This is a genomic window from Mycobacterium sp. NGS68, assembly GCF_059812195.1.
Genome location: NZ_JCALCE010000022.1, coordinates 50,359 through 75,675 on the forward strand (window position 1 = coordinate 50,359; position 25,317 = coordinate 75,675).

Here is a 25,317-nt window from a genome sequence, read left to right on the forward strand (position 1 = left end):
ACACGGTGGCGCCAGTGTTATTCTCATCGCGCGAGAACGCCGCAACCGATGCAGGAAAACTGCCGTAGGCGCTGTCGGATAATTCTCGGCGAGGAGCATCTGATGCGTTCAGTTCGAACACTCACTACCGCAACGCTGGCCGCTGCCACCCTATTTGGCGGTCTGATCACAGCACCCACGACGCCGACGGCTCGGGCGACGACCAAGGAAGAAGTGGCGGTCAACGGGACATTTCGCGCCACTTTTATCGGCGACTATGCCCAGACAAATGACCAGTACCACGGCGAGCCGACGATCATCAGCACCTGGACCATCAGCTCGTCATGCGAAACGTTCCAGGAATGCCGCGGCACGGTGACGAGCGACCAGGGCTGGAGCGCGCCCCTATATATGAATGACGGGGAAATGTGGAAGGTCAAGCGCGACGTTCCGAATTGGGAGCGATGCGAAGACGGTTCCGCGTATACCGGACACGAAACGATCTACTTCTATCCCGTGAACGACGCCGGTGGTTATCAACTCGGGTCGCCGACCTTCGCCGGCAAGGACAGGACGGTCGGGCCTAGCGGCGCCTGCGGGCAAAACCAGTGGCTCAGCATCGCGATGCCGCTTCGCCTGGACAGGCTATCCTGACCGGGCATCCAATTCGCTTCCCCTACACCAACGTCGGGCGTCAGCTGGGAAACATGTCCCGCCATGTCTTGGGCGCATTCGGGGCGACGAGATCCGACTGCTGGTACAGCTTCCCGTCGGGACCGACATAACGACCCGTATGCGGGTCATACTTCGCCAACGCCACCGAAGGTGCAGGCAGCTTGGCTCCGAACGCGCTCGGTGCAGCCTGAGGCCCCGCACCGTTGGGCTGATCCGGTGCGGGCGCAGCGGGCGCGGGTGGCGGTGGCGGTGCGGGAAGTTCCCCCGGCGATGGCACGTCGAGTGGCGCTATGGGCGGGGGCGTGTCCGACATTGCGAACCAGGGTGCCAGCGCCGGCCCTGACGACGGAACGGGCGGTGCAGCTGCACCAACCGTGCCCGGCGGTGCAGGTTCTCCCCGCGGCCCGGCGGGTGTGCCGCGCGGCACCGCCCCCGGCGGCAGCGGCGTACCCCCGACAGGGCCGTAGATTCTGTCGTTGACGTTGACGCGCTCATCGGGCGGGACGCCCTGGGCAAGCAGGTTCGGGTCCAGCGGGTAGGGACCGAGGACGTGCTGGCGCATCGCCAGCGGCATGAACGGCTTGTCGCTGTTGCAGATTTCGACGGTGGGCGCGCGCTTCCCCGGATGACCCATGCAGGGATAGTTGCGGGCGCCGCGAACCGAAAGCGGCGAATCCTGCGGGAGTTTGCAATACAACCCATCCGGCGTGTCGATATCGCTGGTGTCGTCCGGGGACCGCCACGTGTTCGGCGGCATGAAGCCGACCGTGCAAATCGGCGGGTCGTCGATCGTGAGTGCAAAGTCGCCTTGCGCCGTACCCTCGGGGTGGTTTGGCGCCGCGGCGGCCTGCTCGATGGCGACCGCCGAGGGCAGCAACACCAGCAGCTGCTCCAGCGAGGGGTGGTACGTGATGCCGATCTGCCCGATGGTCGTCAGGTTGGCGAGCAACACCGGCAGCGTCGGTTTGATCTGCGCGAGAAGCCGGGACGCTTCGTTCGCAGCGCCGGGACCCCTTTGCAGAATGTTTCTGAACTGGGGGTCGTTGTTCACCAGCACGTCCGAAATCCCTGCGAAGCTGCGCGCCCACTTTCTGATCGAATCGGCGGTGCGTGCCTGGGTATCCAAGAGCGGCCCGGTGTCTTCGGTGAGGGCTCGCGTGCGATCGACGACGCCGTTGGCGTCGCGGGACAACACCTTGGTGGAATCGATCAGCGATCCCAAGTCGTAACCAGTGCCGTTGAAGCCCTGGAAGGTCTCGTCGAGCAATTGGCCGAGTTTGGTCTTCGGGATGCTGTTGACCAGGGCGCTGACCTGATCGAGCATCGGACCGACCGGCTGCGGAATCTTGGTGTCCTGTGCGGAGATGACCGAGCCGTTGTGCAAATAGGGCCCCGAATCGGTTTTGGGCCGCAAGTCCACGTATTGCTCGCCCACCGCCGAGACACTGAGCACATACGCACCGCACTGATCGGGAGGATCACGGCGCTCTGGGCATGCCGACAGGTCGGCCGGGATCTTCGGCGAAGTGCTCAGTGACAGCATCGCTTTGGCCCCGGTCGGCGTCAAAGCCACCGAGGTGACCTTGCCAATCTGCACCCCTCGGTAGGTCACATTGGAAAACTGGTACAGGCCACCGGTAGCCGGCAGCTCCAGCGTCACCGTCATGCGACCTATGCCCAGCAGGGTCGGCGCTTGAATGTAGAACAGCACCATCGCAACCATGCCGATGGTCCCGACGATTGCGAAAATCGCCAGCTGGATACGAATGAAGCGCGTCAGCATCTATCCACCCGCTCCCGTCGAAGGCGCCTCTGCCGGCGGCGGCGGTGGACCAAGACCCGCGGCAGGCAGCGGAGCGGCAGGTGGCGGGGGGCCTGGCAGCAGGGCCGCACTTGGCGGAGGCCCGGGCAGGGGCGCCGCACCCGGCGGGGGCCCGGGCCGCGGGGCCGCACCGGGCGGAGGTCCGGGCAGCGGAAGCGCGTTGGGATCCACCCACGGCGGCCTCAGGGAGGAATGCAGCGGGTCGCGTGTGTAATTCAGGTAGTACGGATCCCCGGGCAGCGGTACCAACGGCTGGTCGAGCTGCCCCCAGTGGGTACCCAACAGCAGTCCTCGCTTGAGCCGTGGGATCGACATGTCCAGATCGACGTGCAGGTTGAAGTAGTCGCCTCGGACCGCTCGGTCGACGAAGTTCTGGGTGAAGGGGAACACGAACCCGGCCGCGATCGCGGTGCCGAACTCCGGTCCGACGTCGGCGAGCGCACGGATGGTCGGCTCCAGGTTCTGCAGATTCTTGACCAGGTCCGCCTGACTGTCGTTGACCAGCCGCGTGGCGGTGTTGCTGAATACGCGAAGCTTGTCCAGGGCGGCCGTCAGGCGGGGCCGCTCCCGGATCAGGACATCGAGCGCGGGCGGTACCCTACGCAGCACGTCGGTGAGAACGTCCCGCTGCTCGGCGAAGGTGCCGGCAAGCTGGTTCAGCGCCCGGATGGACTCGACGAGGTTGTCCCGCTGCTGGTCCAGCGTTCCGACGAACGTGTCGAGGCGAGTCAGCAGATCACGCACGGCACCCTCGCGCCCGGAGATGGCGGCGGAGAAATTGTGGATGATCTCCCCGATCTGTCCCAGTCCCCCACCGTTGACGACCGCCCCCAGCGATGACAGCGTCTGCTCTGTCGACGGGTATGCCGACGACTGACGGAGCGGGATGGTTGCCCCCGGCTTCAGGTGTCCGTTGCCCTGCTGGCCGAGGGGCGTGTTGAGCTCCACATGCATCGACCCCAGCAGGCTGGTCTGGCCGACGGTGGCTTCCACGTTGGCCGGGATGACGACGTCACGCTTTACCGAGATCTCGACGTCGGCGTGCCAGCCGGGCTGACCTGGGTTCTTGGCCACCTTCATGGCGCCGACGCTGCCGACGACGACGTCGTTGATCATGACCGGCGAATTCGACTCCATCGTGCCGACATTCGGGAGCTCGACGTGGTAGATGTCGGCTCCCGGCCCACGTCCCACCGCGCCGGGCAGCGGTAGCGAGTTCAGGCCGTGGAAGGCGCAGCCTGTCGACGTCAACATCACGCAACAGCCGAGGACGAATGCCCGCCTGGCGAGGCGGGCCGGCACTCGCGGGATCATTGTTGTGGCCCTTCAGCCGGTAGCAGCATGCCTGGGACACCCGGCGCCACCGGTGGTGGGGGCATCGGCGTGGACGGCGGTGGCGGCAGTGGCATCGCCGCACCGGGTATCCGCGCGGGTGGCTCGGCCCCCGGCGGGCCGACGGGGTCGCCGGGCAAGCCGGTGTACGCCGACACCGCGGGTGGGATCTCGGGTGGTCCGGGTTTCGGGCCCTCGCCACCGGGTGCCAGGCGCGGCTCGCTATAGAGGATCTTGGAGGGGTCCACCGACTTCTGCAGGAATATGTTGATGGGTATCGGCAGGCTGTTGAAGTTGAGCACCCGCAACCCGGGACCCAGGAACAGCGAGCACAGCTTGCCCGATTCAACCGCAGTGACGTTCTCGATGGCCCCCACGGCCGTGCAGCCGGGTATGGGCACCGGAAGCAGCAGACCCGAGAACGTGGGGTTGGCGAAGTTCATGATGCCGAAACCCCCGACGATGGTTCCCGTGTCGGCGTTGTAGTCGTTGAAAAAGTTGCCCAGCGCGTTCGGTGCGCCGTGCAGGATGTTTTCCAGAGCCATGTGCTTGTCGACCAGGATCTGCGTGACATCAGCCAACCTGGCAACCTGCTCGCTGGTCTGGTTGCGCGTCCCGGAGATGAAACGCTGCACTTCGCCGACCGCTGTCGACAGATCGTTCAGCGCCGCGTCCAGGTCGGATCTGCTGTCGTTGACCACGCTGGTGAGCGTGGCCAGACGCTCGTTGAACTGCACAATCTGGACGTTGCTGTCGCGTAGCGCGCCGACGAACGTCTGCAGATTCTTGATGATGTCGACGATGTTGCCGCTGCCGTTGGCGAGGATCCGGCCTACTCCCGACAGTTGCGCGAGTGTCTGGCGCAGCTTGTCGCCGTTTCCGTCGAGCGCATTGGCGGCGCTGTCGATGAAACGACCCACCGACGTGCCCGAGACACCGCTCTTTGGTCCCAATTCCGTTGCCAGACGCATCAACTGGGTCTTGACCTCGTCCCACTCGACCGGCACCGCGGTCCGTTCGACCGGTATGACCGCTCCATCTCGCATGACCGGTCCGGTGTCCCGATAGGGCGGCGTGAGTTGGACGTAGCGGGCAGCCACCAGATTCGAGGCGACGATAATTGCCTTCGCGTCCGCGGGAATCGGCACGCCGTGGTCAACCTCGAGGGTCATCTTGGCTTGTGCGCCCTGCGGCTCGATGGATTTGATCTTGCCGACTTTGACACCCGACACCCGCACCTCGTCGTTCTTGTAGATCGCGGTGGCGGTAGTGAAAAAGGCGGTGATCGTCTGAGGGCCAAAGAACAAATTGCGGACGAGTACGACCGCGCCGGCACCTAAGAGTACGACCAGGGCGACGGCCGTCACCGCGATCACCCTGCCGCGGGACGTCCGGGAGTTCGCCGGGGAGGTCACTGTGATCCTCCAATCCTGCCGCCCAACGTGCAGTCGGGGCATACCGGAACACCGTTGTACGGCCAGGGAGTCAGCGACCGGGGTACCAGCGAGGGGTAGCCGGGACCGCGAGCGGTGTCGAAGGTGCGGAAGCCCCAGAGGTAGTCGAGGAACGGTTGGAAGAGTTGCGGGGCAAGGAAGTTCGGGACGAACGCCGAATAGGCGTACATGCTGGAGATGGCCTCGCCGACCGTGATCTCGAATTTGGCCAGGCCCGGCAGCGCTTTGCTGATGTTGTCGCGGTTCTTTTCCAGCATCGCCGTCACCGAATTCAGCCGCTGCAGCGTCGGCGCCAATTTGCTTTCGTTGTCGTGCACCAACGCCGTCAGCTGCTTGGCCACGGCCGACGTGTTGGCCAGCAGGTCCACGATCTCCTGCCGGCGGTTCACGAGCACCTCGAGCAAGGCGTCGGAGTTGAGGATGAGTTTGTTGACCTGCTGGCTGCGCTCGGAGAGAACCCCGGTCACGTCAGAGGCGCTCTTGAACAGGTCGGTCAAGTTTTTGTTGCGGCTGTTGAGGGTTCGCGACAGCCGGGTCAACCCGTCGAAAGCCGGCCCCATTTGCGGAGCGATCTGGTCGAGCGTCGCCGCCAGCGTGTCCAACGAATGGTTGAGGGCGGTGGTGTCGGTTTTGGCAGTGTCCGACGTCAGATCGCTGACGGCTTCGGTCAGCGAGTAAGGCGAAGAGGTGCGCGAGACGGGAATGAGAGCCAGCGGATGCAACTTGCCGCCGCCGGCCGACACCAGCGTCAGCATCCGGGCACCCAGCAGCGTGTCGGTGCGGATGTGGGCGGAAGTCTCGGACCCGAGTTCGATAGCGCCCTTCACCACGAACGTCACCAGGGCCTCGCCGCGGCGCAGCTTCACATCCGACACCGTGCCGACCTTCGTGCCCGAAATCGTCACGGGGTTGCCCGTCGCAAGGCCGCCGGCCTCCGAGAACAGCGCCTGGTATCTGACCATCGTCGCCCATTGGGTGAACCGGTCGGGCGACAGGCCCACCAGAATGACCATTACAGCCAGGGCGACTCCGATGAATCCAGCCTTGACGAGCCCAGCTCCGCGATACTTGAGCATCAGGGTTCCGAACACCTTCCAGCGTCTGACCTAAAAATGGGAGATCTCACCGTCTTGCCCTGAAGGTCTGTGCCACGGATCGTCAGTTGGCACAGGTAGTACGGGATGGTGGCCCCGTTCGCCCCGAGGCGAACCAGCTTGCGGTAGTTCTTCGGCGCCTTTCCGATTGCGGCGTCGAGGCGATCCTTGTCGTTGTCGAGAATCGGCGCCAACCGGTTCAACTGGTCGATGGTGCCGGACAGCGGCGGGCGCGCGCTCCTCAACAGATCCGCCAGCGAGGCGGTTCCCTTGTCGAGGGCGTCGATCGCGGACCCGATGGTGTTGCGGTCGTCCGACAGCCCGCTGATGAGCCGCTCGAGCCGATCGATCGCGCCGGAGAACTGGGCGCCGTCCTTGCCGATCGTGCTGACCACGACGTTGAGGTTGTCGATCAGCTGCTGCACGGTTTGATCGTTGTCGGCCAACGCGTTTGAGAACGATGTCGTCTTGGAGAACAGCGACTCGAGAGTACCGCCCTGCCCCTGGAAGACGTGCAACAACGCCGAGGTCAACGCGTTGACATCGTCCGGATTCAGGCCCTGGGTAACGGGTCTCAGCCCACCCAGCAGCAGATCGAGGTCGAGCGCCGGGGCGGTGCGGTTGACCGGTATCTGAGCGCCCGCCGCCAGGCGCTTGGTGGGACCCGGACCGTCGACGAGTTCGAGATAGCGGTCGCCCACCAGGTTCAGGTAACGGACCATCGCCCTGGTGCCTTCGGTGAGGACGACGTCGCGATCGGCGTCGAACTTCACCACCACTTTTTTGTCGGGCTGCAACGAGACGCTGTCGACCGTGCCCACCCGGATCCCCGCGACCCGCACCGACTGCCCCGGCTTGAGCCGCGACACGTCGCTGAACACCGCCGAATACTTGTTCGTCGAACCCGTCCGGTACTGACCGAAGATGAAGAACAGGAAGGCGGTCAGCATCGCCATCACGACCGCAAAGACCGCGAACTTGACCAGCGTGGCGCGAGTTCTCATCCGGGTTGTCCAACCTGAATGGGGTTGCGTGGCGGGCCGGCGATCGGGCCGTACAACAGCTGCTTGAGGAGATCGGAGTTGATCAGCAGTTGCGGGTTTCCGTACCCCACCGGGTCGGCACCGATATCGGTAATGAATTGCGGCGGAGCCGTGTTGAACGGCAGCGTGGGCAGGCCCAGGCACTTCGGGCCACCCGTCGCCGCGACCTTGGGCAGGTTCGTCGGGTACCGGTAACGCTCGCCGCCCCAGGTAAGACTCGCCGAGATGTTGATGCTCGGTTCCGAAAGCGGCGGACCGTGCCCGATCGTGATCAGGCCGCCGAAGGCGCACGTGAGCGCCTCGTGGTACTCGTTGGTCAGGTTGGTGGTCGGAACCAGCAGGTGCAGCACATTCGTCAGCGGTTGACGATTCGCCGACAAGACGTCGTTGCCGATGTCGGCCAGGCCGATCGCGCTGATCAGCAGTGCATCCAGGTTGTGCTGCTCATCGACAAGGGTCTTGCTGATCCGAACCGCGTTAGAGGCCGTCTTCAGCAGGTTCGGTGCCGCGTCGGCGTAGGCGTGGGAGACCGTCGGCAAGACCGCGAGGTCGTGCCGTAACGCCGGGAGGCTCGGCTCCAGGCTGGCCAGAAACGAATCCAGGTCGCTCAGCGACTGACCGAGCTGTGGGCCGCGCCCGCTGAAGGCTTGTGCCAGCGCACCCAGTGACTCGTTGAGCTTCGGCGGGTCGATCTGCTGCAGAACCGCGACCAGTTGCTGGAAAACTGTGTTGATTTCGACCATGACGTGCTCGCCCTTCAGCGTCTGGCCACTGCGCAGCCGCTGGATCGAGGGCTTGTCGGGTTCGACCAGCTGGATGGACTTCGCGCCGAACACCGTCGGTGACGCGATGTCGACGATCACGTTGTCGGGGATGAACTGCAGCTGCGACGGGTCCATTGCCAAGTTGATCTTCGCCTGGCCGTTGGACAGTGGTTCGATCGAGGCGACCTTGCCCACCTGCACACCGCGCATCTTGACCTTGGCGTCCGAGTTCAGGACCAGGCCAGCGCGTTGCGAGATCACCGTCACCGGCACGCTGTCGGTGAAGGAGCCCTGAAACAGACCCACCGCCACTGCGAAAATCAAGCCAATTAAGACGACGGTGATCAGCCCGAGCAGGGGGCGCGTGTAATTCGGTCGGGCCGGCGGCCGGGCATGGGCGGTCCGCGCGCGCCCCCCGGCACCTGCCGGCGCATTCTGCGTCACTGCGTTTCCACCTCCTGAGGCTAACCGGACAGGTTGAAGTTGCCGTTCGTACCGTAAACAGACAGCGAGACCAACAGCGTCACGGACACCACGATGATGAGCGAGGTGCGCACCGCGTTGCCGGTCGCGTTACCCACACCGGACGGCCCCCCCGAAGCGAAATAACCGTGGTAGGTGTGGATCAACAGAACCGTGAGCGCCATCAGGATCGCCTGCAGGAACGACCACAACAAGTCGATCGGGTTCAGGAACGTATTGAAGTAGTGCTGGTACAAACCCTGCGACTGGCCGAGTAAGAACGTCGTGGTGAACTGACTCGCCAAGAACGACAGGATTACAGCGATGCTGTACAAGGGCGTGATCGCCAGCATTCCCGCCAGAATCCTGGTGCTGACCAAATAGGCGACCGGCCGAATGGCCATGCTCTCCAACGCATCGATCTCTTCGTTGATCCGCATGGCGCCCAGCTGAGCGGTCACCCCGGCGCCGAAGGTTGCCGCCAGGCCGATCCCGGCAACCACCGGTGCCGCGATCCGCACGTTGATGAACGCGGCGAGGAAGCCCGTCAGCGCCTCGATGCCGATATTGCCCAGCGAGGTATAACCCTGAATGGCCAGCGTGCCGCCGGCCGCCAGCGTCAGGAAGCCGACGATCACGACGGTTCCGCCGATCATCGCCAAAGTGCCCGCGCCCATGCTGATCTCGGCAACCAGTCGAATGACTTCGCGCGTGTAATGGGTAGCTGCGAAAGGCATTCCGGCAAGGGCTTTACCGTAGAACAGGGTATGGTCGCCGATTCGGCCGAACCACGCGGCCGGCATCTCGAATAGGCGAGTTGCCCGCGGGTATGCAGCTCTCAGCGTCACCGCAAGCCCCCTACTTCGCCGTCATCTTGATGCCGATCGCGGTGACAACCACGTTGACGACGAACAGGGACATGAAGGCATAAACCACGGTTTCGTTCACCGCGTTGCCGACGGCTTTGGCGCCCCCGCCGGTGATCGACAGGCCCCGGTAGCAGGCGACCAAGCCGGCGATGACGCCGAAAAGGGCTGCCTTGACGCAGGAAATGACCACCTCGGGCACGCCGGTGAGCAACGTGATGCCCGCGGCGAATGCGCCGGGATTGACGTCCTGCACGAAAACCGAGAAGACATACCCGCCGAGGACGCCGATGATGACGACGAGGCTGTTGAGCAGAAAGGCCACTAATCCGGAAGCCAGCATGCGAGGTGTGACCAACCGTTGCACCGGGTTGATGCCCAGTACTTCCAACGCGTCGATTTCTTCGCGAATTGTTCGCGACCCGAGGTCGGCGCACATAGCCGTAGCCCCCGCGCCCGCCACGATCAACACCGTGACCAGCGGGCCGAGCTGGGTGACTGCACCGAACGCGGCGCCGGCCCCGGAAAGATCCGCGGCACCCAATTCGCGCAGAAGGATGTTGAGCGTGAAGCTGACGAGGACGGTAAACGGAATAGCGACCAACAGGGTGGGCGCCAGCGACACCCGCGCGACAAACCAGGACTGCTCCAGGAACTCCCGCCACTGGAAAGGCCGGCGGAACAAGAACCTGACCGCATCGGCCGACATCGCGAACAAGGCGCCGATAGCCTGCATGGACCCCGAGAAGTCCAGTTTCGACCTCAGCCGGGGGAAACCCGCCGTCCAGTGGTCTGCGCCTTTAGTCGCCATCGGTGTCGGCCCCTCCCCCAGCCACCATCCCGACAGGGTTCTGGATGCACACCGGCCGAGTCAAGTTCGGCTCAACCGACGATCCCAGACGGAAGCTGGCGACCACGAAAGGCCCGGCGGAGAGCCGAAGTTCGGCGGCTGACGTCGGCGTGGCAGCGCTTCCTACCCTCACGCCGGCCCCCATTCGGCCGCGTGATTAGACGCCTCGACATGAAGAGCTCCGCGTCTTGAAGCATCCGGCGAGTATGACTCATGCCGACCCCCGGTGCAGCGAAAATGCGGAACCGTTATCGGACCGGTAGTCGCAGCGCGCGAGCAGGCAGCGTCGCGTCTGAAGGCGGGCGGAAACATTACCGGCGGCTCCGATTCTAGGTAACCGCGCCAGCGGTCTTGAGTTCGATGATGCGATCCCAGTCGAGCCCGAGTTCCATCAGGATCTCATCGGTCTGCTCAGCGAACCCGGGCGCGGGTCCGGTGGGTGGCGCCGCGACGTCGAACTGGACCGGGTTGGCGACCAACTCGAGGTCACCCGCCTGCACGATGTATTCGTTTGCGCGGACCTGGGCGTCGGTGGCGACCTGCAGGGTGTCCTGCACAGGTGCCCACGGCCCCGCGAGCGTGGCGAAGCGTTCGCTCCATTCGGCCAGCGTGCGTGTCGCGATGGCCTTGGTCAGCAGCTCTACCGCGTCCGGCGTGTTGGCCGCGATCGCCTCCACCGTGGCAAAGCGCGGGTCGTCGGCCAGTTCCGAGAGGTCGACGTGCCGGCATACGTCGGCCCAGAACTTAGTGGGCTGCATCATCACGAAGGAGATGTAGCGGCCGTCGGACGTCGTGTACAGGCCCACCAGCGGATTGTTGGGGGCGCCATGCACGCCGGGTGGCGGCGTCTCCATCCGCTGGTGCAGATGGTTGGTCAATGCGACCGTATGGCCCAGCGACCACAGGCCGCTTCCGAGCAGGGACACATCGACGACGGACGGCTCGCCAGTCCGCTCGCGCTTGAGTAACGCCGCGGCGATGCCGCCGGCGAGGTTCGTGCCCGAGATCGTGTCGCCGTACGCCGGCCCGGGCGGCGCGATCATGCCCGGCATCCCCGCGGGAGTGATGGTGGCTGCCGTCCCGGCCCGGCACCAGAAGGCGGTCATGTCGTATCCGCCTTTGACGGCCTCCGCGCCGCGCGGGCCCAGCGCGCTACCGCGCGCGTAAATGATGGCGGGGTTCACCGCCCGAATGTCGTCGACGTCGATACCGAACTTCTCACGCGTTTCGGGCAGAAAACTGGTCAAGAACACATCGGAGCGCCGAGCCAACTCGTAGAGTACTTCCTGGCCCTCGAGCACCGAAATGTCCAGCCCGATGCTTCGCTTCCCGCGGTTGGCGTGCTCGATGTTGGGGTTGGGGTCGCCTTCGACCCGCAGCATCCCGGTCTGGCGGAGCCCGCGTTGCGGATCGCCGGTCACCGAGTGCTCCACCTTGACCACATCGGCGCCCCACTCGGCCAACACGGCACCCGCCGACGGGACGAAGCCGTACATGGCGACTTCAAGGACGCGGATGCCCTCCAGCGGCCTCATGAATCGCCCGCCGTGGCAGCGCGAGCGCTCGCTCGACGCGGCAGGGTGCGCGCGATGTTCGCGGGAGTGTCAAGGAACCGCATCCAGGCCTCTCGGTGTGGCGGTCGTCACGATAATTCGATTCTCGGTCGTGGCAAATACTACATCGCTGTCTCGAGAGTTCAAGAAACTCTCAGGCTACGGTCCCAGGGCCCTCACATGCTCGGCAATCACGCAGCACTGGGCTGCGATGGCGCTTCCAAGCTGGCGGAACACGCTTTTCGCCCTGTCTTGCGAGCCGTTCTGGCGTGAGAGTATGGTTCTCATAATTGTAAGGGCGATTCTTTCTGTTCGAGACTCTCGCATTTTGAGTCGGACTTGGATGTTGGGGACATGAAGACTGCGGTGGTCACGGGCGGCGCATCCGGCATCGGTGCGGCGGTGGCCCGTCGGCTTCGCGCCGACGGCCTCGACGTCGCCACCATCGACCTCAATCCGTCCGACACGGAGCTGGCTTTCACAGCCGACGTGACGGACCGATCGCAAGTGGACGCCGCGGTGTCACAGATCCACGACCGGCTGGGTCCGGTCGCAGTCCTGGTGAACGCCGCGGGCCTGGACGGGTTCAAGCGGTTCGGCAATATCGGGTTCGAGGAGTGGCAGCGCGTGATCGACGTCAACCTCCACGGCGTCTTCCATGTAATCCAGGCGGTGCTGCCCGACATGGTCGAGGCCGGCTGGGGACGCATCGTCAATATCTCCTCGTCGAGCACGCATTCCGGCGTCCCATTCATGTCGCACTATGTAGCCGCCAAGTCCGCGGTCAACGGCCTCACCAAGTCGCTGGCACTCGAGTACGGCCCGGCTGGCATAACCGTCAACGCCGTGCCCCCGGGCTTCATCGACACCCCGATGCTGCGCGGCGCGGAGGCACAGGGTTTCCTCGGCGATGTCGAACAGACCATCGCCAGCACCCCGGTGCGGCGAATCGGCAAGCCGGAAGACATCGCCGCCGCATGCGCCTTTCTGGTCTCCGAGGAAGCCGGCTACATCACCGGCCAGATATTGGGCGTCAACGGCGGCCGGAGTACCTAGTGGACGGAAGGCTACCGAAACCGAGCCCCGCCGCAGCCCTGCAAGAGGGGAGACACCGTGAAGGTCTGGGTTGATTCAGAGCGCTGCCAGGGGCACACCCTGTGCGCGATGATCGCACCGAATTCTTTCCAGCTCAGCGACATTGACGGCAGCTCGTCGCCCATCAGCGAACAGGTGCCGCCCGACCAGGAGGACCAGGTCCGCGAGGCCGCGCATTCCTGCCCGGAACAGGCCATCAACATCACGGACGAGTCGTAAAGGGAGACAGCACTTTGAGCGTCGACGACGTCAAGAGCGACTGCGAGCGCAAGAAGCGCAGATACCACTACGACCGGCACGCCGCGGAGTATCGCTCACAGTTCAACCAAATTACCGAAGAGATGCACGGCAAGTGCCCGGTAGCCTGGACCGAGACCTACGGCGGGCATTGGGTCGCGGCCGGCAGCAACGAGGTTTTCGAGCTCGCCCGCTGTCCCGCGGTCTCCAATGACCACGACCTGCACAATGAACGCCGAGGTTATAAGGGCATTTCGATCCCGACGGCCAGCCGCGTCAGCGTGGTGCGTGGCGGCATCCTGGAAATGGATGACCCTGAGCACCGCACCTACCGCACAGTGCTCAACCCGTACCTGTCGCCGGCGGCCGTCAAGCGCTGGGAGCCGTTCGTCCACGACATAACGCGCGCCTGCCTCAACGAGAGGATCGAGCAGGGCAGCATCGACTTCGTCGACGACCTCGCCAACATCGTGCCCGCCGTGCTGACCCTGGCGATGCTGGGCATCCCGCTGAGGAAGTGGAACCTGTACAGCGAGCCGGTTCACGCGGCGGTCTACACCCCGGAACACTCCCCCGATATCGAACGCGTCACCGCGATGCACCGGGAGATGGGGCTCGACATGGTCAATAACATGCTCGAGATTCGCGAGAATCCACGCCCCGGAATCGTCAATGGCCTGCTGCAGATGCGGATCGACGGCGAGCCCGCGCCGGATCTGGAAATCCTCGGCAATCTCGGCTTGGTCATCGGCGGTGGGTTCGACACCACGACGGCATTGACCGCCCACTCGCTGGAATGGCTCTCGGAGAACCCCGACGAGCGCGAGAGGCTGCGCAACAACCTCGCTACCCTGCTCGACCCCGCGACCGAAGAGTTCTTGCGCTTCTTCACTCCGGCGCCCGGCGACGGCAGGACATTCTCCGACGACGTCGAGATCGTCGGGAATCAGTTCAAAGAAGGTGAGCGGCTGTGGATTTCGTGGGCCATGGCCAACCGCGACCCGTCGGTGTTCGCCGACCCGGACAAAGTCGTGCTCGACCGTAAAGGCAACCGGCACTTCAGTTTCGGCATAGGCGTGCACCGATGTGTCGGATCGAATGTGGCTCGCACCGTGTTCAAATCGATGGTGACCGCCGTTCTGGACCGGATGCCCGACTACCGGTGCGACCCCGATGGCGCCGTGCACTACGAAAGCATCGGAGTCATCCAGGGCATGCGGAAGCTGCCGGCCACCTTCACCCCGGGGCCCAAGGTCGGCGCGGGTCTGGACGAGACCCTCGAGAAGCTACAACGCATCTGCGACGAGCAGGAACTCGCCAGACCGGTCACCGAGCGTAAGGAAGCCGCGGTCATCGATTGAGCCGCCCCACTGCCTGGGGCGTTGACTGCCGCCATTTCGACGAGTAGGCCTGTTCAGCACGGCCGCACCTTATATTTGGCCCGAGCCGTGTGCAGAGATGGGAGACGCATAGGTGAAGACTTTCGCAATGAGCCTTGCGCTCGCTTTGGCCGCGCTCGCCGTAGCGCCGGCCGCCCGCGCGGACATGCAGGTCGGCAACTACCGAGTGGACACGACCCGGGACCCCGGCCACAGCTGGATTTGGGCGATCCGACCCTGCCGCTCGCCCGCCCCGGGATGCCTGCAGCTTCAGGCGGTTCCGCAACCCAACGGGCAAGCGGCGCCGTGGAAGGGCGAGGCTCGGATGGTCAACGGCCGCTACACCATGGTCGTCGACGTCCCCGACGGTGTGCGCTGCGTGGTCCAGTTCTTCCCCTCCCATGACGTCTACTCCTGGGATGCGGTCTCGCTGGCCGGTGAGGTGGTCTCCACATACGACACCGGCTGCGGTGGCGGACCGGGGGGCACCGACACTTACCCGTTCTCGCTCGTGCGATGGTAGCCGCGAGGTCCGTCGGTACAGCAGGGAACACGGGGGTTCGGTCGATGACGATGGCGAGGCGCGGCAGCCGAGATGACTGACGCGGAACAACCGCCCGCAGACTCGGACATCACGAAGGCCGAGGCGCTGGCGTTACTCGAAGAAGCCGAGGCAGAAGCCGCCGAGGCCGAAGCCGAGGCTGCTGCCGCGCGCGCCCGCGCCCGCGTCGCCCGGCTGCGTCGTCAAGCGCTCGCGGAGGCCGCCGCCCAGGACGTGACCGAGTCCGTGGCCGAGGCCGAGGCCGAGGCCGAGACCGTGGTCGTGGCCGTGGAGCCACCCGCGGATGTCGACGAACAAGCGGATGTCACCGACGAAGCACCGGACGAGGACGACGAGGACGACGAGGACGGCGAGGCCGAATCCGCCGACGAGACCATTGCGGCCGAGACAACGGACTCCTGGCTGGCGAGATGGCGACGACGGGAGCGGTCGTCGCGCCTGTCGGCGATCTCCAAAGTGGCCGCAATAATCCTCATCTGCGCGCTTGCCGTCGCTGCCGGTTACATGATGTGGCAACTCCATGACGCCACCAACCGGACGCAGCGCGAGGCGAACTTCATAGCCGGGGCCAAGCAGGGCGTCATCAACCTGTTCTCCCTGGACTTCAACAGGGCCAAGCAAGACGTGCAGCGCGTGATCGACAGTTCCACCGGCCAATTCAGGGACGACTTCGAGCAACGTGCGAAGGATTTCGCGTCGGTCGTCGAGCAGTCCAAAGTCGTCAGCCAGGGATCAGTCAGATCGGCCGCTCTGGAATCCATGAGCGAGCACTCCGCGTCGGTCCTCATCCTGGCGACGTCGAAGATCACCAATGCCGCAGGCGCCCAGGACGAACCGCGCGCGTTTCGGCTCCGGGTAACCGTCACCGAAGACGGCGGACAGTACAAGATGTCGAAGGTGGACTTCGTAGTGTGACCGATTACAACGACGACGCCGAAACCGCCGAAACCGTCGAAGCAGTCAGTGACGCGGAGGCAGAACTCGACGACGACGACGACGACGCACCCGAGCGGATGCTGCGCCGGCGACGCGGCCGACGGAGCTCCCCGCGCACCGTGGCTGTCGTTCCCGCGGCTTTGGTCCTGTTGCTGCTGATACTTGGTGGCGCCGTGGCGTGGCTCTACTTCGAGCGGTATCAGCCGCATCAACGTACCAATCCCGACGTCGCCCGGGCGGTGGCCAGCGCGGCGTCGGATGGCACGGTCGCATTGCTGTCCTACGCACCCGAATCGCTCGACAAGGACTTCGCCAGCGCCAGGTCGCACCTGTCTGGAGATTTCCTGTCGTACTACAGCCAATTCACCGAGCAGATTGTCGCTCCGGCGGCCAGACAGAAGTCGCTGAAGACCACCGCTCAGGTGATGGGGGCCGCGGTCACGGAGTTGCATCCGGATTCGGCCGTCGTTCTGGTTTTCGTCGACCAGAGCACCACAAGCAAGGAAAGGCCCGATCCGTCGATCGCGGCCAGCAGCGTCCTGGTGAGCATGGCCCGCGTCAACGGCACCTGGCTGATCACCAAGTTCGACCCGGTCTGAGTTGGACTCGATTCAGCCGCGCGGCAGGCCCAGCACGCGCTGGGCGATGATGTTGCGTTGGATCTCCGACGTGCCGCCCGCGATCGTGCCCGAGAAGCTGCGCGCGTAGCGCTCGAACCAGCTGGCGAAATAGTGATCCAGGTTCATGTGCTCGTACGGGCCGGTCTGGCCGGGTTGGATGAGCCCGTCGGATCCGGCGGCCGTCAGGGCCTGTTCCATCCCGCGCAGCTCGGCCTCGGACCCGAGCAGTTTCAGCACCGAGATCGCGGCCACGTCGTCCTCGCCACGGGCCGCACGGGCCAACGCCACCGAGCCCAGCAGGCGCAGCGCCTGCTTGTCCATGATGGTCGTCGCGTACTGGTCGCGTTCGACCTCCGTGCGGGGATGGAAGTCGGCGATCTCGTTGTCCAGCCGGTCGGCGAAACCCAGCCACATCATGGTGCGCTCGTGGCCGAGCGACCCGTTCGCCACCCGCCAGCCGCCGTTGAGCTCGCCGACCAGATTCTCCGCCGGCACCCGCGCGTCGGTGAAGAACACCTCGTTGAAGTCCAGGTCGTCGGCCGCGCAGATCGACGGGAACGGCCGGCGCACCACGCCTTCGGTGTCGGTCGGAATCAGTAGCACGCTGATGCCCTTGTGCTTTGGCGCATCGGGATCGGTGCGCACAAAGGTCAGCAACACGTCGGCATCGTGGGCCCCGGAGGTCCACACTTTCTGGCCGTTGACTACGAAATGGTCGCCCTCGCGGACAGCGCTGGTACGTAAGGACGCCAGATCCGAGCCGGCGCTCGGCTCGCTCATTCCGAGCGACGCAGTGATCTCGGCGCGCAGGATGGGCACCGCCCAGCGCTGCTTCTGCTCGTCGCTGCCGAACGATAACAGCGACGCCGCAACGATATTCACGCCCTGCGGGTTGAAGCTGTGATAGATCCGCCGCCGCGACAGCTCCTGAAAGTAGACGAACTGCTGAACGACGGTCGCGTTGCGGCCGCCGAATTCCGGCGGCTGGCTGGGCAGCAGCCAGCCGTTGTCGAACAGCAGCCGCTGCCAGCGGCGCGCCCACGCCGGCATGTGCGAGACCGAACGCGGCCGCTCGAGAGTTTCGCTTGCGGGAGGCAGGTTTTCGTCGAGAAATGCCGAAAACTTCGCTCGGAAGGCCTCTACGTCGGCATCAAAAGTCAGCTGCACGGTACTCCTCCGCGATCCGCGCCCGATGCTCCGCCGCACCGCCGAGCATCAGCTCCCCCGCTTTGGCGCGCTTGAGCGCGAACTGCAGGTCGTTCTCCCACGTGAACCCCATCGCGCCGTGCAACTGCAGGCCGTGCCGGAAGACCAGCGACTGGCATTCCCCCGCGGCGGCTTTGGCCATCGCGGCCGCGAGCCGGCGTCGGGGATCGTCGGCGGCGATCGTCAACGCGGCGAAGTAAGCCAACGCCCGCGCGCGTTCCACCGCGACGTGCATGTCGGCGGCCTTGTGCTGCACCGCCTGGAATGACCCGATCGGGACGCCGAATTGATGGCGGCTGCGGACGTGTTCGAGGACCAGATCGAGAATGCGCTGGCAGGCGCCGACCGTCGTGATCGCCATGCCGGTCAGCGCCACATGATTCGCGCGCTCGCGGTCGACGACCAACCGGGCGCTGTCCGGCACCGCAACCTGGTCGAAGGTCAGGTCGGCGACGTGCAGCACCGGGTCGAACACCGCCGAGCGCCGGGCCACCACCTGATCGGCCGCGATGACGAACACGCCAGCGTCGGTCAGCACTGCCAGCCGGTCGACGCGATCGCCGTCCAGGACGTGGCGCGCCGTTCCCTGCAACACCCAGCCGTCGGGGTCCCGGTGTGCCGAAATCCCTTGGTAGACAGCCGTCCCCGACTCGTGCGGATCGAACTTGTCCCCGGCCAGCGGCGCGAACTGGCTCATCGTCGCGAGAAACGGCGTGGGATCGGTCGCGTGGCCGAGCTCCTCGAACACGATCGCCAGCTCGACCGCGCTCGCCGGGTCGTTCAGCTCGGTCCAGCCCAGATCCAGATAGACCTTCCACAGCGGGCCGGGGTCGGCGCCGTCCTCGGCCACGCTTCGCACCAGCGACGGCGGGCATTGCTTGGCCAGCACGTCGCGCACGGTCTGCTGCCAGAGTCGCTGGTCAGCATCGAACTCCAACAGCATCCAGGCCGCCTCCCGTCATCAACGCTGACGCGAGAATAGCATTCTCGGTTGCGGAAGTAATAATCTCGCAAAGCGGCTACGGGGTGGGCGGCACGGCTCGCGACAGATCGCCGGCGGGGCTGTCCCAGTGGTCGAGATTGAGCGCCTCGGCGAGCGGACGTCGGCGGACCGGCCCGTGCCTGCCCTTCGGCCAGCCGACGACGATGTGGCCGGCCACCATCCAGTCCTCGGGCACGCCCACGGCGTCGCGCAACAGCTGCTCACCGCCGTACGAGGCCCAGCTGGTCAGGCACGCTCCCAGGCCCTGGGCACGCGCGGCAAGCAGAAAGTTCTGCATCGCCGGAAAGATCGACCCGCCCAGCAGGAGTTCGGAGGCCGTCGGAAAGTGCTTCTGCGCGAACAGGACCGAGGTGAACTCGCCCGCACGGTCGTGCAATTCGTAGGTGGCGCGGTAGGTGCGGGCGCGCCGGCTGTCGTCGTCGGCGGCGGGCCGGGTCATGCCGTAAACCGGCTCGATCACCTGCAGCGCCCGGGCGGCGGCCTCGGCGACCACCGCGCGCACCTCCGGGGACCGCAGCACGACAAAGCGCCAACCCTGCGCGTTGGCGCCCGACGGCGCCCAGGTGGCGGCCTGCAGGCACCGCGCCAGGGTGACGTCGTCGACCGGCTCGTCGGTGAAGCGCCGGATCGTCCGCGCGGTCAGCATCACCTCCCAGACGTCACCGCTGGCTTCGCTCATCGCCCGCCCCTCTCCCAGGTTCGGCACAGCTTGCCGCATGCACCAGACAGCGGTCGAGCAGGATGGCGGCGAGTCGACGCGGGTCGCTGTACATGAGGTCGTGGCAGGTGTCGACACTGAACAAGGCGTCGACGCCGCCGAGCGCCTCGATGCACCGGCGCTGCTGGCGCGGCGAGAGCGCCCGGTCGCGCAGCGTCATGATCCACGTGCGGGGCACCTCGTCGGGCAGGCCACCGCGATCCACGCGTTCGACGATCACGCCCACACTCTCGGCGTACAGGCGGGCCCGGGCAAGCCTGCGCCGCGGCGCGGGCATGCCGTTCCAGAACGCCAATCGCGCCGCGAGGTAGGGCATCACAACGGCACGGCCGGATCCGCCCAGCCGGTCCAGCAGCGGCCCCATCCTGGCCAACGGCGCCAACGGCCCGCCCAGTGCGTCCAGCACGCTGGCCCCCTGCGGCGGAACGAAGGCCGCCGCGAAGATCATCTCGCGCACCCGGGCCGCGCCGAGCCGGGTTACCACGGCGGGCACGATCAGCCCGCCCATCGAATGCCCGACGACGACGACCTCGCCGAACGAGGCGTTCTCCACCGCGGCCACCACCGAGTCCGCCCACTCTGCGATGGTCCGCCTGGCCAGGTCGGCGGCATTGCTTCTGCGGCCGGGCAGGTCCACCGCCAGCACACGCAAACGCGGTTCCAGCCAAGCCAATTCGGCGACGGTCAAGTCCCAGCAGTCACCGGCGTGCGCCCCGCCGTGAATCAGGACCAGGTCGGGCAGCATCAGTCGCGAGTCAGGACGCCGCGCAGGAACAAGTCGGCGGCGGCTTGTACGTGCAGCTCCTCGTCCTCGGCGCTCCGATACATTCCGCAGTCCGCCAACCGGCCGGGCAGATGCTCGACCATCCCGATGAAGTGGGCGGCGGCGACCTCCAGATCGTCGATCTCGACGGCTCCGGCGTCCCGGTGCCGACGAAGCAGATCCATCACCTGGCGGTGGCGCGCGGACCACGTCATCGAGTGGGCGCTCACGGCGAACTCCGGGAACCGGGCCGACTCGGTCATGGCGATCCGCGTCAGCCGGACGATGTCCGGATCGATCGCGCGCGCGAGGCCCGCGCGCCCGATCACCACCAGCGCCGCCCGCAGATCGCTGCCGTCCGGATCCTGGCTGACGTCCTCCTCTGTTCGGCGCGTCAAGGCCCACGGGATGACGTCGAGAAAGACGGCCCGCTTGTCGGGATAGCGGCCGTAGAGCGTTCTGCGCGTGATGCCGGCGGCGCGGGCGATCGCGTCCATGGTGGTGCCGTCATACCCGTACTCGAGGAAGGTTGCGACGGCGGCCTGGCGCAGTTTCTGCTGCAGCCTCTTGGCCTCGGCCTGGGTCGGCCGTCCGCGTCGGGTAGCAGTCGCCATGGCAAGAAGTATACTTGCATGTATATTTACTGCTATCGCATTCATCGCCCGTCGAACGGGTGCGGCCGATGTACTCCCAACGACCCTGCGCTGCAACAGGATTAAGACAAAAAGCCCGCAAAGGAGAGCCAGCGTGGACAGCGAAACGTACCGGCGCGGACGGCAGATCCGCTCCGAGGTGCTGGGCAAGGAGTACGTCGACAAGGCGATCGCCGGGGCGGACGACTTCACCCGCCCGCTGCAGGACCTGGTCACCGAGTACTGCTGGGGGGCGGTGTGGGGCCGCGAGGAGCTGCCCCGCAGAACCCGCAGCATGCTCAACCTCGCCATGACCTCGGTGCTCAACCGCCCCCACGAACTGCGCACCCACATCAAGGCCGCCCTGACCAACGGCGTCACCCGCGAGGAGATCCGCGAGGTCTTCCTGCAGGTCGCGATCTATGCCGGTGTGCCCGCCGCGGTCGACAGCTTCCGCATCGCGCAACAGACGTTCGCCGAAGTCGACCAGGCATGACAATCGGTTTCATCGGCCTGGGCCACATGGGCTTACCCATGGCGCGCCGCCTCCTCGAGGGGGGTCACGACGTCGTCGCCTTCGACACCCGGGCACCGGCGCTCGAGCGTGTCGTCGCGCTCGGCGCGCACGCCGCGTCGGCACCGAAGGAGGTCGCAGACCGGGCCGAGACCGTGCTGGCCAGCCTGCCGACTCCCGCGGTCTCGATCGACGTGGCGACCGGTCCCGCGGGCGTGATCGAGGGCGCCCTGGTCAAGCGCTACGTCGACCTGTCCACCGTGGGCCGCCCGACGGCGGTGCTCATCCACGACCGGTTGGCGGCACGCGGTGTGGTGGCGATCGACAGCCCGGTCAGCGGCGGCGTCGGCGGGGCCGAACGGGGAGCGCTGGCGTTGATGGTGTCGGGCCCGCGCGTCGAATTCGACGTCGTGCGACCCGCGCTCGAAACGCTCGGCCGGCCCTTCTATGTGGGCGATAAGCCCGGCTCCGCGCAGACCATGAAGCTGGCCAACAACATTCTGGCGGCCAACGTGTTGGTGGCCACGGCCGAAGTCGTGGTGATGGGCGTCAAAGCCGGGCTGGATCCGGCGGTGATGATCGAGGTGCTCAACGCGGGCTCGGGCGCCACGAGCGCCAGCCGGGACAAGTTTCCGAAGGCGATCCTGCCGCGCACCTTCGACTACGGGTTCGCCACCGGGCTGATGCTCAAGGACGTCCGGCTCTACCTCGACGAGGCAGCGGAGCTGGGCGTGCCGGTCGACGTCGCGGAGACGGTCGGCCGGATCTGGGAGGCCACCGCACGGGACCAGGGAGGCGATTCCGACTTCACCACCGTGATCAAACCGTTCGAGGAGGCCGCCGGCGTCACCGTCGGTACGTCAAGCACTTCAAGCCGAGTTACAGCAAACGCGGAGAATGTTATTATTCAGAATCAAGAACAACACTTGCACCAAGGTCTCGAAAATCGTCGTTACCAGGACAGATGACTAACCGAGACGCTTACCGAAAGCCCATTGAACGACGGCGAGAGAGAATGTTAGATTGTCTATCATCTGGCCCTGACGGGCTCGCGGCCGAGGCCGAAGGATGGCTTTCGTGATCGAACACGCTGACGGAACACGCACCCCCGTGATCGACGCGAGCGTGCACATCTTCTTCCCGTCCAACAAGGACCTGCGCTCGTTCCTGCGCGAGCCGTTCAAGAGCCGCGGTTTCCCCGACTACGAGATGGACTGGTACGGCGCACCGGGGGGCGAGTACGCCGTGAACACCGAAGGCCCGGATCGCCGCTATCCGGGGTCTGACCCGGAATTCGTTGCCCACGAACTATTTTCGAAGCGCGGAGTGGACGTCGCGGTGCTGCATCCGATGGGACGCGGCATCATGCCGGACCGGCACCTGGGCAGCGCGCTGCATGCGGCCCACAACGAGATGATGGTGTCACGCTGGCTCGAGCACGACGAGTTCGGCGACCGGTTCCGCGGCACCATCCGGGTCAATCCCGACGACATCACCGGCGCGCTGCGCGAGATCGAGAAATGGCGCGGGCACCCGCGCGTCGTCCAGCTCGGCGTGCCGCTGCAATCCCGCGAGCTGTACGGCAAACCGCAGTTCTGGCCGCTGTGGGAAGCCGCGGTCGAGGCGAACCTCCCGGTCGCCGTGCACATCGAAGTCGGCTCGGGCATCGCGTATCCGCCGACGCCGTCCGGGAACACCCGCACCTACGAGCAGTACGTCAGCTTCATGGCGCTGAACTACCTCTACCACCTGATGAACATGATCGCCGAAGGCGTGTTCGAGCGCTTTCCGACGCTCAAGTTCGTCTGGGCCGACGGCGCCGCGGACTTCCTGACGCCGTTCATGTGGCGGATGGACACCTTCGGCCGGCCACACTTGGAGCAGACCCCCTGGGCGCCCCGGATCCCCAGCGACTACATCCCGGGCCACGTGTATTTCGTCCAGGGCGCGATGGACGGGCCGGGCGACGCGGAGTTCGCCGGCGAATGGTTGGGCTTCACCGGCAAGGACGACATGGTGATGTTCGGGTCGAGCTATCCGCACTGGCAGTGCGGTGATGTGCGGGACCTGCCCAGGGCGCTGTCGAACGAGCAGCGCGAAAAGCTGTGCTGGCGCAACGCCGCAAACCTGTATGGGATCGACATTTCGGTCGACCTCGCAGCGGGCTAGTCGCAGAATAGACGGATAAGCAAGGAGATCACGATGACGCTGACTCATTCCCAGGAGCGCGTTCCCGCGGCCGAGCGCATCGCCGTCCGGTGCGTCGACTCCGATGTTCACCCGGTGCCGAAACGCGGCGAGATCGTCCAATACATTCCAGAACCTTGGCGCAGCAAGTACTTTCTGACCCGCAACGTGGGTGAGCAGATCTACTACGACGCCCCCGACTACGCGCACAGCTACGCGATGCGGGTGGACACCTTCCCTCCGCACGGCGAGTTTCCCGGCAGCGACCCGGACATGGCGTTCCGCCAACTGATCATGGAGGCCGGCTCCGACATCGCGATCCTCGAACCGGCCTCCTACCCCGCCCGCCTGCCGGAGGCGCAGCACGCGATGTCGGTCGCCTTGAACGAGTGGCAGGCCAACCACTGGCTGGACAGCCACAACAACTGGCACGAACGCTGGCGCGGGTCGATCTGCGCCGCCATCGAGGAGCCCGAGGAGAGCGTCCGCGAAATCGAGCGGTGGGCCGGACACCCCTACATGGCGCAGATCCTGATCAAGGCCGAGCCGCGGCCGTCATGGGGCAACCCGAAATACGACCCGATCTGGGCGGCGGCCGCCAAGCACGACATCACGGTCAGCTGTCACCTGTCGCGCAGCCAATACGAAGAGCTGCCGATACCGCCGGTCGGTTTCCCCAGCTACAACCACGATTTCATGGTCACCTACTCGTTGCTGGCGGCCAACCAGGTGATGAGCGTGATCTTCGACGGCGTCTTCGACCGCTTCCCCACCCTGCGATTCGTGTTCGTCGAGCACGCGTTCACCTGGATCCTGCCGCTGATGTGGCGGATGGACAAGATCTACGAAGCGCGCAAGTCCTGGGTGGACATCAAGCGCAAGCCCTCGGAGTACGTCAAGGACCACATCAAATTCACCACCCAGCCGCTGGACTACCCGGAGGACAAGACCGAGTTGACCCGCGCGCTCGAGTGGATGGAGTGCGACAAGATCCTGCTGTACTCGTCGGACTACCCGCACTGGACGTTCGACGATCCGCGCTGGCTCGTCAAGCACCTGCCCAAGGGCGCCCGGGACGCGATCATGTACAAGAACGGCATCGCGACCTATCACCTGCCCGAGACCGTGCCGGTCCTCGAGGGCCAGACCCGGGTGCTCTGACGTTGACCGAAGACGTCACGAGGCGGCCCCAGCCCCGCCTCGCCCAGGGCCGCGAGCACGTCGTCGCGACGGTGGACGAAATCCCGCCGGGCACACATAAATTGGTGCCGATCGGGCGGCACGGCGTCGGCGTGTACAACGTGAACGGAAACTTCTACGCGATCGCGAACTACTGCCCGCACCAGGGCGGGCCGCTGTGCTCGGGCCGCGCCCGGGGCCGCACCATCGTGGACGAGACCGCCCCCGGCGACTCGGTCATGGTGCGCGATCTGGAGTACATCTACTGCCCCTGGCATCAATGGGGCTTCGAGCTGGCGACGGGCACCACCGCGGTGAAGCCGGAATGGAGCATCCGCACCTATCCGGTGCGTGTCGTCGGCAATGACGTGTTGGTGATGGCGTAACAGGAG

25 protein-coding genes and 1 pseudogene are annotated in these 25,317 nt (G+C 65.6%); 12 read left to right on the forward strand and 14 right to left on the reverse strand.

The annotated features are described in order from the left end of the window. Positions 1-102: 102 nt before the first annotated feature. Positions 103-633: an Rv2253/PknI dimerization domain-containing protein gene (locus AC5Y5V_RS21910; RefSeq protein ID WP_499939822.1), complete on the forward strand. Its 531-nt coding sequence runs from the start codon at positions 103-105 to the stop codon at positions 631-633. 40 nt (positions 634-673) lie between these two features. Here the strand turns inward: AC5Y5V_RS21910 and AC5Y5V_RS21915 are convergent, their stop codons facing one another. From AC5Y5V_RS21915 to AC5Y5V_RS21955, 9 genes are all read right to left on the reverse strand, one after another. Beyond that, complete coding sequence (locus AC5Y5V_RS21915) at positions 674-2,437, reverse strand: MCE family protein (RefSeq protein WP_499939825.1); 1,764 nt, start codon at positions 2,435-2,437, stop codon at positions 674-676. Beyond that, entirely contained in the window at positions 2,438-3,730 is a 1,293-nt protein-coding gene (locus tag AC5Y5V_RS21920; RefSeq protein ID WP_499939827.1) for an MCE family protein, read from the reverse strand. A 56-nt stretch (positions 3,731-3,786) separates the two neighbouring features. Further along, positions 3,787-5,223 carry an MCE family protein gene (locus AC5Y5V_RS21925; RefSeq protein ID WP_499939829.1) on the reverse strand — a complete coding sequence of 479 codons (1,437 nt, stop codon included), beginning with the start codon at positions 5,221-5,223 and terminating at the stop codon, positions 3,787-3,789. Beyond that, positions 5,220-6,338 carry an MCE family protein gene (locus tag AC5Y5V_RS21930; RefSeq protein WP_499939974.1) on the reverse strand — a complete coding sequence of 373 codons (1,119 nt, stop codon included), beginning with the start codon at positions 6,336-6,338 and terminating at the stop codon, positions 5,220-5,222. The genes AC5Y5V_RS21925 and AC5Y5V_RS21930 overlap by 4 nt, the downstream gene beginning before the upstream one ends. Continuing rightward, the gene (locus AC5Y5V_RS21935) at positions 6,338-7,360 is read right to left on the reverse strand and encodes an MCE family protein (protein WP_499939831.1); all 1,023 of its coding nucleotides are present in this window, start codon (positions 7,358-7,360) and stop codon (positions 6,338-6,340) included. The genes AC5Y5V_RS21930 and AC5Y5V_RS21935 overlap by 1 nt, the downstream gene beginning before the upstream one ends. After that, positions 7,357-8,607 carry an MCE family protein gene (locus AC5Y5V_RS21940; RefSeq protein ID WP_499939834.1) on the reverse strand — a complete coding sequence of 417 codons (1,251 nt, stop codon included), beginning with the start codon at positions 8,605-8,607 and terminating at the stop codon, positions 7,357-7,359. Before AC5Y5V_RS21940 ends, AC5Y5V_RS21935 begins: the two co-directional genes overlap by 4 nt. Before the next feature lie 20 nt (positions 8,608-8,627). After that, a complete protein-coding gene (locus AC5Y5V_RS21945; protein ID WP_499939838.1) occupies positions 8,628-9,473 on the reverse strand; it encodes an ABC transporter permease in 846 nt (281 codons plus the stop codon). 10 nt (positions 9,474-9,483) lie between these two features. Further along, positions 9,484-10,302, reverse strand: a complete 819-nt coding sequence (locus tag AC5Y5V_RS21950; RefSeq protein ID WP_499939840.1) for an MlaE family ABC transporter permease — start codon at positions 10,300-10,302, stop codon at positions 9,484-9,486. Positions 10,303-10,670: 368 nt separating this feature from the next. Next, positions 10,671-11,876, reverse strand: a complete 1,206-nt coding sequence (locus AC5Y5V_RS21955) for a CaiB/BaiF CoA transferase family protein (RefSeq protein ID WP_499939845.1) — start codon at positions 11,874-11,876, stop codon at positions 10,671-10,673. 372 nt (positions 11,877-12,248) lie between these two features. Here AC5Y5V_RS21955 and AC5Y5V_RS21960 point away from each other — a divergent pair, with 372 nt between their 5' ends. The 6 genes from AC5Y5V_RS21960 to AC5Y5V_RS21985 all read left to right on the forward strand — a co-directional run bounded on the left by AC5Y5V_RS21960 (position 12,249) and on the right by AC5Y5V_RS21985 (position 16,702). Beyond that, positions 12,249-12,950 (forward strand): SDR family NAD(P)-dependent oxidoreductase, encoded by a 702-nt coding sequence (locus AC5Y5V_RS21960; protein WP_499939849.1) that lies wholly within the window; start codon positions 12,249-12,251, stop codon positions 12,948-12,950. 57 nt (positions 12,951-13,007) lie between these two features. Beyond that, positions 13,008-13,208 (forward strand): ferredoxin, encoded by a 201-nt coding sequence (locus AC5Y5V_RS21965; protein ID WP_499939853.1) that lies wholly within the window; start codon positions 13,008-13,010, stop codon positions 13,206-13,208. A gap of 14 nt (positions 13,209-13,222) precedes the next feature. Further along, positions 13,223-14,587, forward strand: coding sequence for a cytochrome P450 (locus AC5Y5V_RS21970; protein ID WP_499939855.1), 1,365 nt, complete (start codon positions 13,223-13,225; stop codon positions 14,585-14,587). Between the two features lie 127 nt (positions 14,588-14,714). Further along, on the forward strand, positions 14,715-15,128 hold the full coding sequence (locus tag AC5Y5V_RS21975; RefSeq protein ID WP_499939858.1) for a hypothetical protein: 414 nt from the start codon (positions 14,715-14,717) through the stop codon (positions 15,126-15,128). Between the two features lie 72 nt (positions 15,129-15,200). After that, complete coding sequence (locus tag AC5Y5V_RS21980) at positions 15,201-16,082, forward strand: Rv1363c family protein (protein WP_499939860.1); 882 nt, start codon at positions 15,201-15,203, stop codon at positions 16,080-16,082. A 98-nt stretch (positions 16,083-16,180) separates the two neighbouring features. Continuing rightward, entirely contained in the window at positions 16,181-16,702 is a 522-nt protein-coding gene (locus tag AC5Y5V_RS21985) for a hypothetical protein (RefSeq protein ID WP_499939977.1), read from the forward strand. Positions 16,703-16,714: 12 nt separating this feature from the next. On the opposite strand, the gene AC5Y5V_RS21990 is transcribed toward AC5Y5V_RS21985, so the two are convergent. The 5 genes from AC5Y5V_RS21990 to AC5Y5V_RS22010 form a co-directional block, all read right to left on the reverse strand. Next, positions 16,715-17,890: an acyl-CoA dehydrogenase family protein gene (locus tag AC5Y5V_RS21990; RefSeq protein WP_499939863.1), complete on the reverse strand. Its 1,176-nt coding sequence runs from the start codon at positions 17,888-17,890 to the stop codon at positions 16,715-16,717. Beyond that, complete coding sequence (locus AC5Y5V_RS21995) at positions 17,874-18,872, reverse strand: acyl-CoA dehydrogenase family protein (protein ID WP_499939868.1); 999 nt, start codon at positions 18,870-18,872, stop codon at positions 17,874-17,876. The genes AC5Y5V_RS21990 and AC5Y5V_RS21995 overlap by 17 nt, the downstream gene beginning before the upstream one ends. Before the next feature lie 76 nt (positions 18,873-18,948). Continuing rightward, positions 18,949-19,611 carry a nitroreductase family protein gene (locus AC5Y5V_RS22000; protein WP_499939871.1) on the reverse strand — a complete coding sequence of 221 codons (663 nt, stop codon included), beginning with the start codon at positions 19,609-19,611 and terminating at the stop codon, positions 18,949-18,951. After that, positions 19,592-20,395, reverse strand: a complete 804-nt coding sequence (locus AC5Y5V_RS22005) for an alpha/beta fold hydrolase (RefSeq protein WP_499939873.1) — start codon at positions 20,393-20,395, stop codon at positions 19,592-19,594. The genes AC5Y5V_RS22000 and AC5Y5V_RS22005 overlap by 20 nt, the downstream gene beginning before the upstream one ends. Continuing rightward, entirely contained in the window at positions 20,395-21,027 is a 633-nt protein-coding gene (locus AC5Y5V_RS22010; protein WP_499939876.1) for a TetR/AcrR family transcriptional regulator, read from the reverse strand. Before AC5Y5V_RS22010 ends, AC5Y5V_RS22005 begins: the two co-directional genes overlap by 1 nt. A gap of 133 nt (positions 21,028-21,160) precedes the next feature. Between AC5Y5V_RS22010 and AC5Y5V_RS22015 the strand changes: the two genes are divergently transcribed. The 5 genes and pseudogenes from AC5Y5V_RS22015 (at position 21,161) to AC5Y5V_RS22035 (ending at position 25,311) form a co-directional block, all read left to right on the forward strand. Then, a complete protein-coding gene (locus tag AC5Y5V_RS22015) occupies positions 21,161-21,541 on the forward strand; it encodes a carboxymuconolactone decarboxylase family protein (protein ID WP_499939879.1) in 381 nt (126 codons plus the stop codon). Continuing rightward, a pseudogene (locus tag AC5Y5V_RS22020) lies at positions 21,538-22,425 on the forward strand (NAD(P)-dependent oxidoreductase); the annotation flags it as partial. The gene AC5Y5V_RS22015 and the pseudogene AC5Y5V_RS22020, both read left to right, overlap by 4 nt. A 211-nt stretch (positions 22,426-22,636) precedes the next feature. After that, positions 22,637-23,728: an amidohydrolase family protein gene (locus AC5Y5V_RS22025; RefSeq protein ID WP_499939884.1), complete on the forward strand. Its 1,092-nt coding sequence runs from the start codon at positions 22,637-22,639 to the stop codon at positions 23,726-23,728. A 33-nt stretch (positions 23,729-23,761) separates the two neighbouring features. Continuing rightward, the gene (locus tag AC5Y5V_RS22030; RefSeq protein ID WP_499939888.1) at positions 23,762-24,907 is read left to right on the forward strand and encodes an amidohydrolase family protein; all 1,146 of its coding nucleotides are present in this window, start codon (positions 23,762-23,764) and stop codon (positions 24,905-24,907) included. Between the two features lie 2 nt (positions 24,908-24,909). After that, entirely contained in the window at positions 24,910-25,311 is a 402-nt protein-coding gene (locus AC5Y5V_RS22035; protein ID WP_499939891.1) for a Rieske (2Fe-2S) protein, read from the forward strand. Positions 25,312-25,317: the final 6 nt, after the last annotated feature.

Bases quoted from the DNA above. Each gene is read 5' to 3' on its own strand.
- AC5Y5V_RS21910 (WP_499939822.1), top strand. From the start codon at position 103: ATGCGTTCAGTTCGAACACTCACTACCGCAACGCTGGCCGCTGCCACC.
- AC5Y5V_RS21915 (WP_499939825.1), bottom strand. From the start codon at position 2,437: ATGCTGACGCGCTTCATTCGTATCCAGCTGGCGATTTTCGCAATCGTC.
- AC5Y5V_RS21920 (WP_499939827.1), bottom strand. From the start codon at position 3,730: ATGTTGACGTCGACAGGCTGCGCCTTCCACGGCCTGAACTCGCTACCG.
- AC5Y5V_RS21930 (WP_499939974.1), bottom strand. From the start codon at position 6,338: ATGCTCAAGTATCGCGGAGCTGGGCTCGTCAAGGCTGGATTCATCGGA.
- AC5Y5V_RS21935 (WP_499939831.1), bottom strand. From the start codon at position 7,360: ATGAGAACTCGCGCCACGCTGGTCAAGTTCGCGGTCTTTGCGGTCGTG.
- AC5Y5V_RS21950 (WP_499939840.1), bottom strand. From the start codon at position 10,302: ATGGCGACTAAAGGCGCAGACCACTGGACGGCGGGTTTCCCCCGGCTG.
- AC5Y5V_RS21955 (WP_499939845.1), bottom strand. From the start codon at position 11,876: ATGAGGCCGCTGGAGGGCATCCGCGTCCTTGAAGTCGCCATGTACGGC.
- AC5Y5V_RS21960 (WP_499939849.1), top strand. From the start codon at position 12,249: ATGAAGACTGCGGTGGTCACGGGCGGCGCATCCGGCATCGGTGCGGCG.
- AC5Y5V_RS21975 (WP_499939858.1), top strand. From the start codon at position 14,715: ATGAGCCTTGCGCTCGCTTTGGCCGCGCTCGCCGTAGCGCCGGCCGCC.
- AC5Y5V_RS21980 (WP_499939860.1), top strand. From the start codon at position 15,201: ATGACTGACGCGGAACAACCGCCCGCAGACTCGGACATCACGAAGGCC.
- AC5Y5V_RS21985 (WP_499939977.1), top strand. From the start codon at position 16,181: ATGCTGCGCCGGCGACGCGGCCGACGGAGCTCCCCGCGCACCGTGGCT.
- AC5Y5V_RS21995 (WP_499939868.1), bottom strand. From the start codon at position 18,872: ATGCTGTTGGAGTTCGATGCTGACCAGCGACTCTGGCAGCAGACCGTG.
- AC5Y5V_RS22000 (WP_499939871.1), bottom strand. From the start codon at position 19,611: ATGAGCGAAGCCAGCGGTGACGTCTGGGAGGTGATGCTGACCGCGCGG.
- AC5Y5V_RS22005 (WP_499939873.1), bottom strand. From the start codon at position 20,395: ATGCTGCCCGACCTGGTCCTGATTCACGGCGGGGCGCACGCCGGTGAC.
- AC5Y5V_RS22010 (WP_499939876.1), bottom strand. From the start codon at position 21,027: ATGGCGACTGCTACCCGACGCGGACGGCCGACCCAGGCCGAGGCCAAG.
- AC5Y5V_RS22030 (WP_499939888.1), top strand. From the start codon at position 23,762: ATGACGCTGACTCATTCCCAGGAGCGCGTTCCCGCGGCCGAGCGCATC.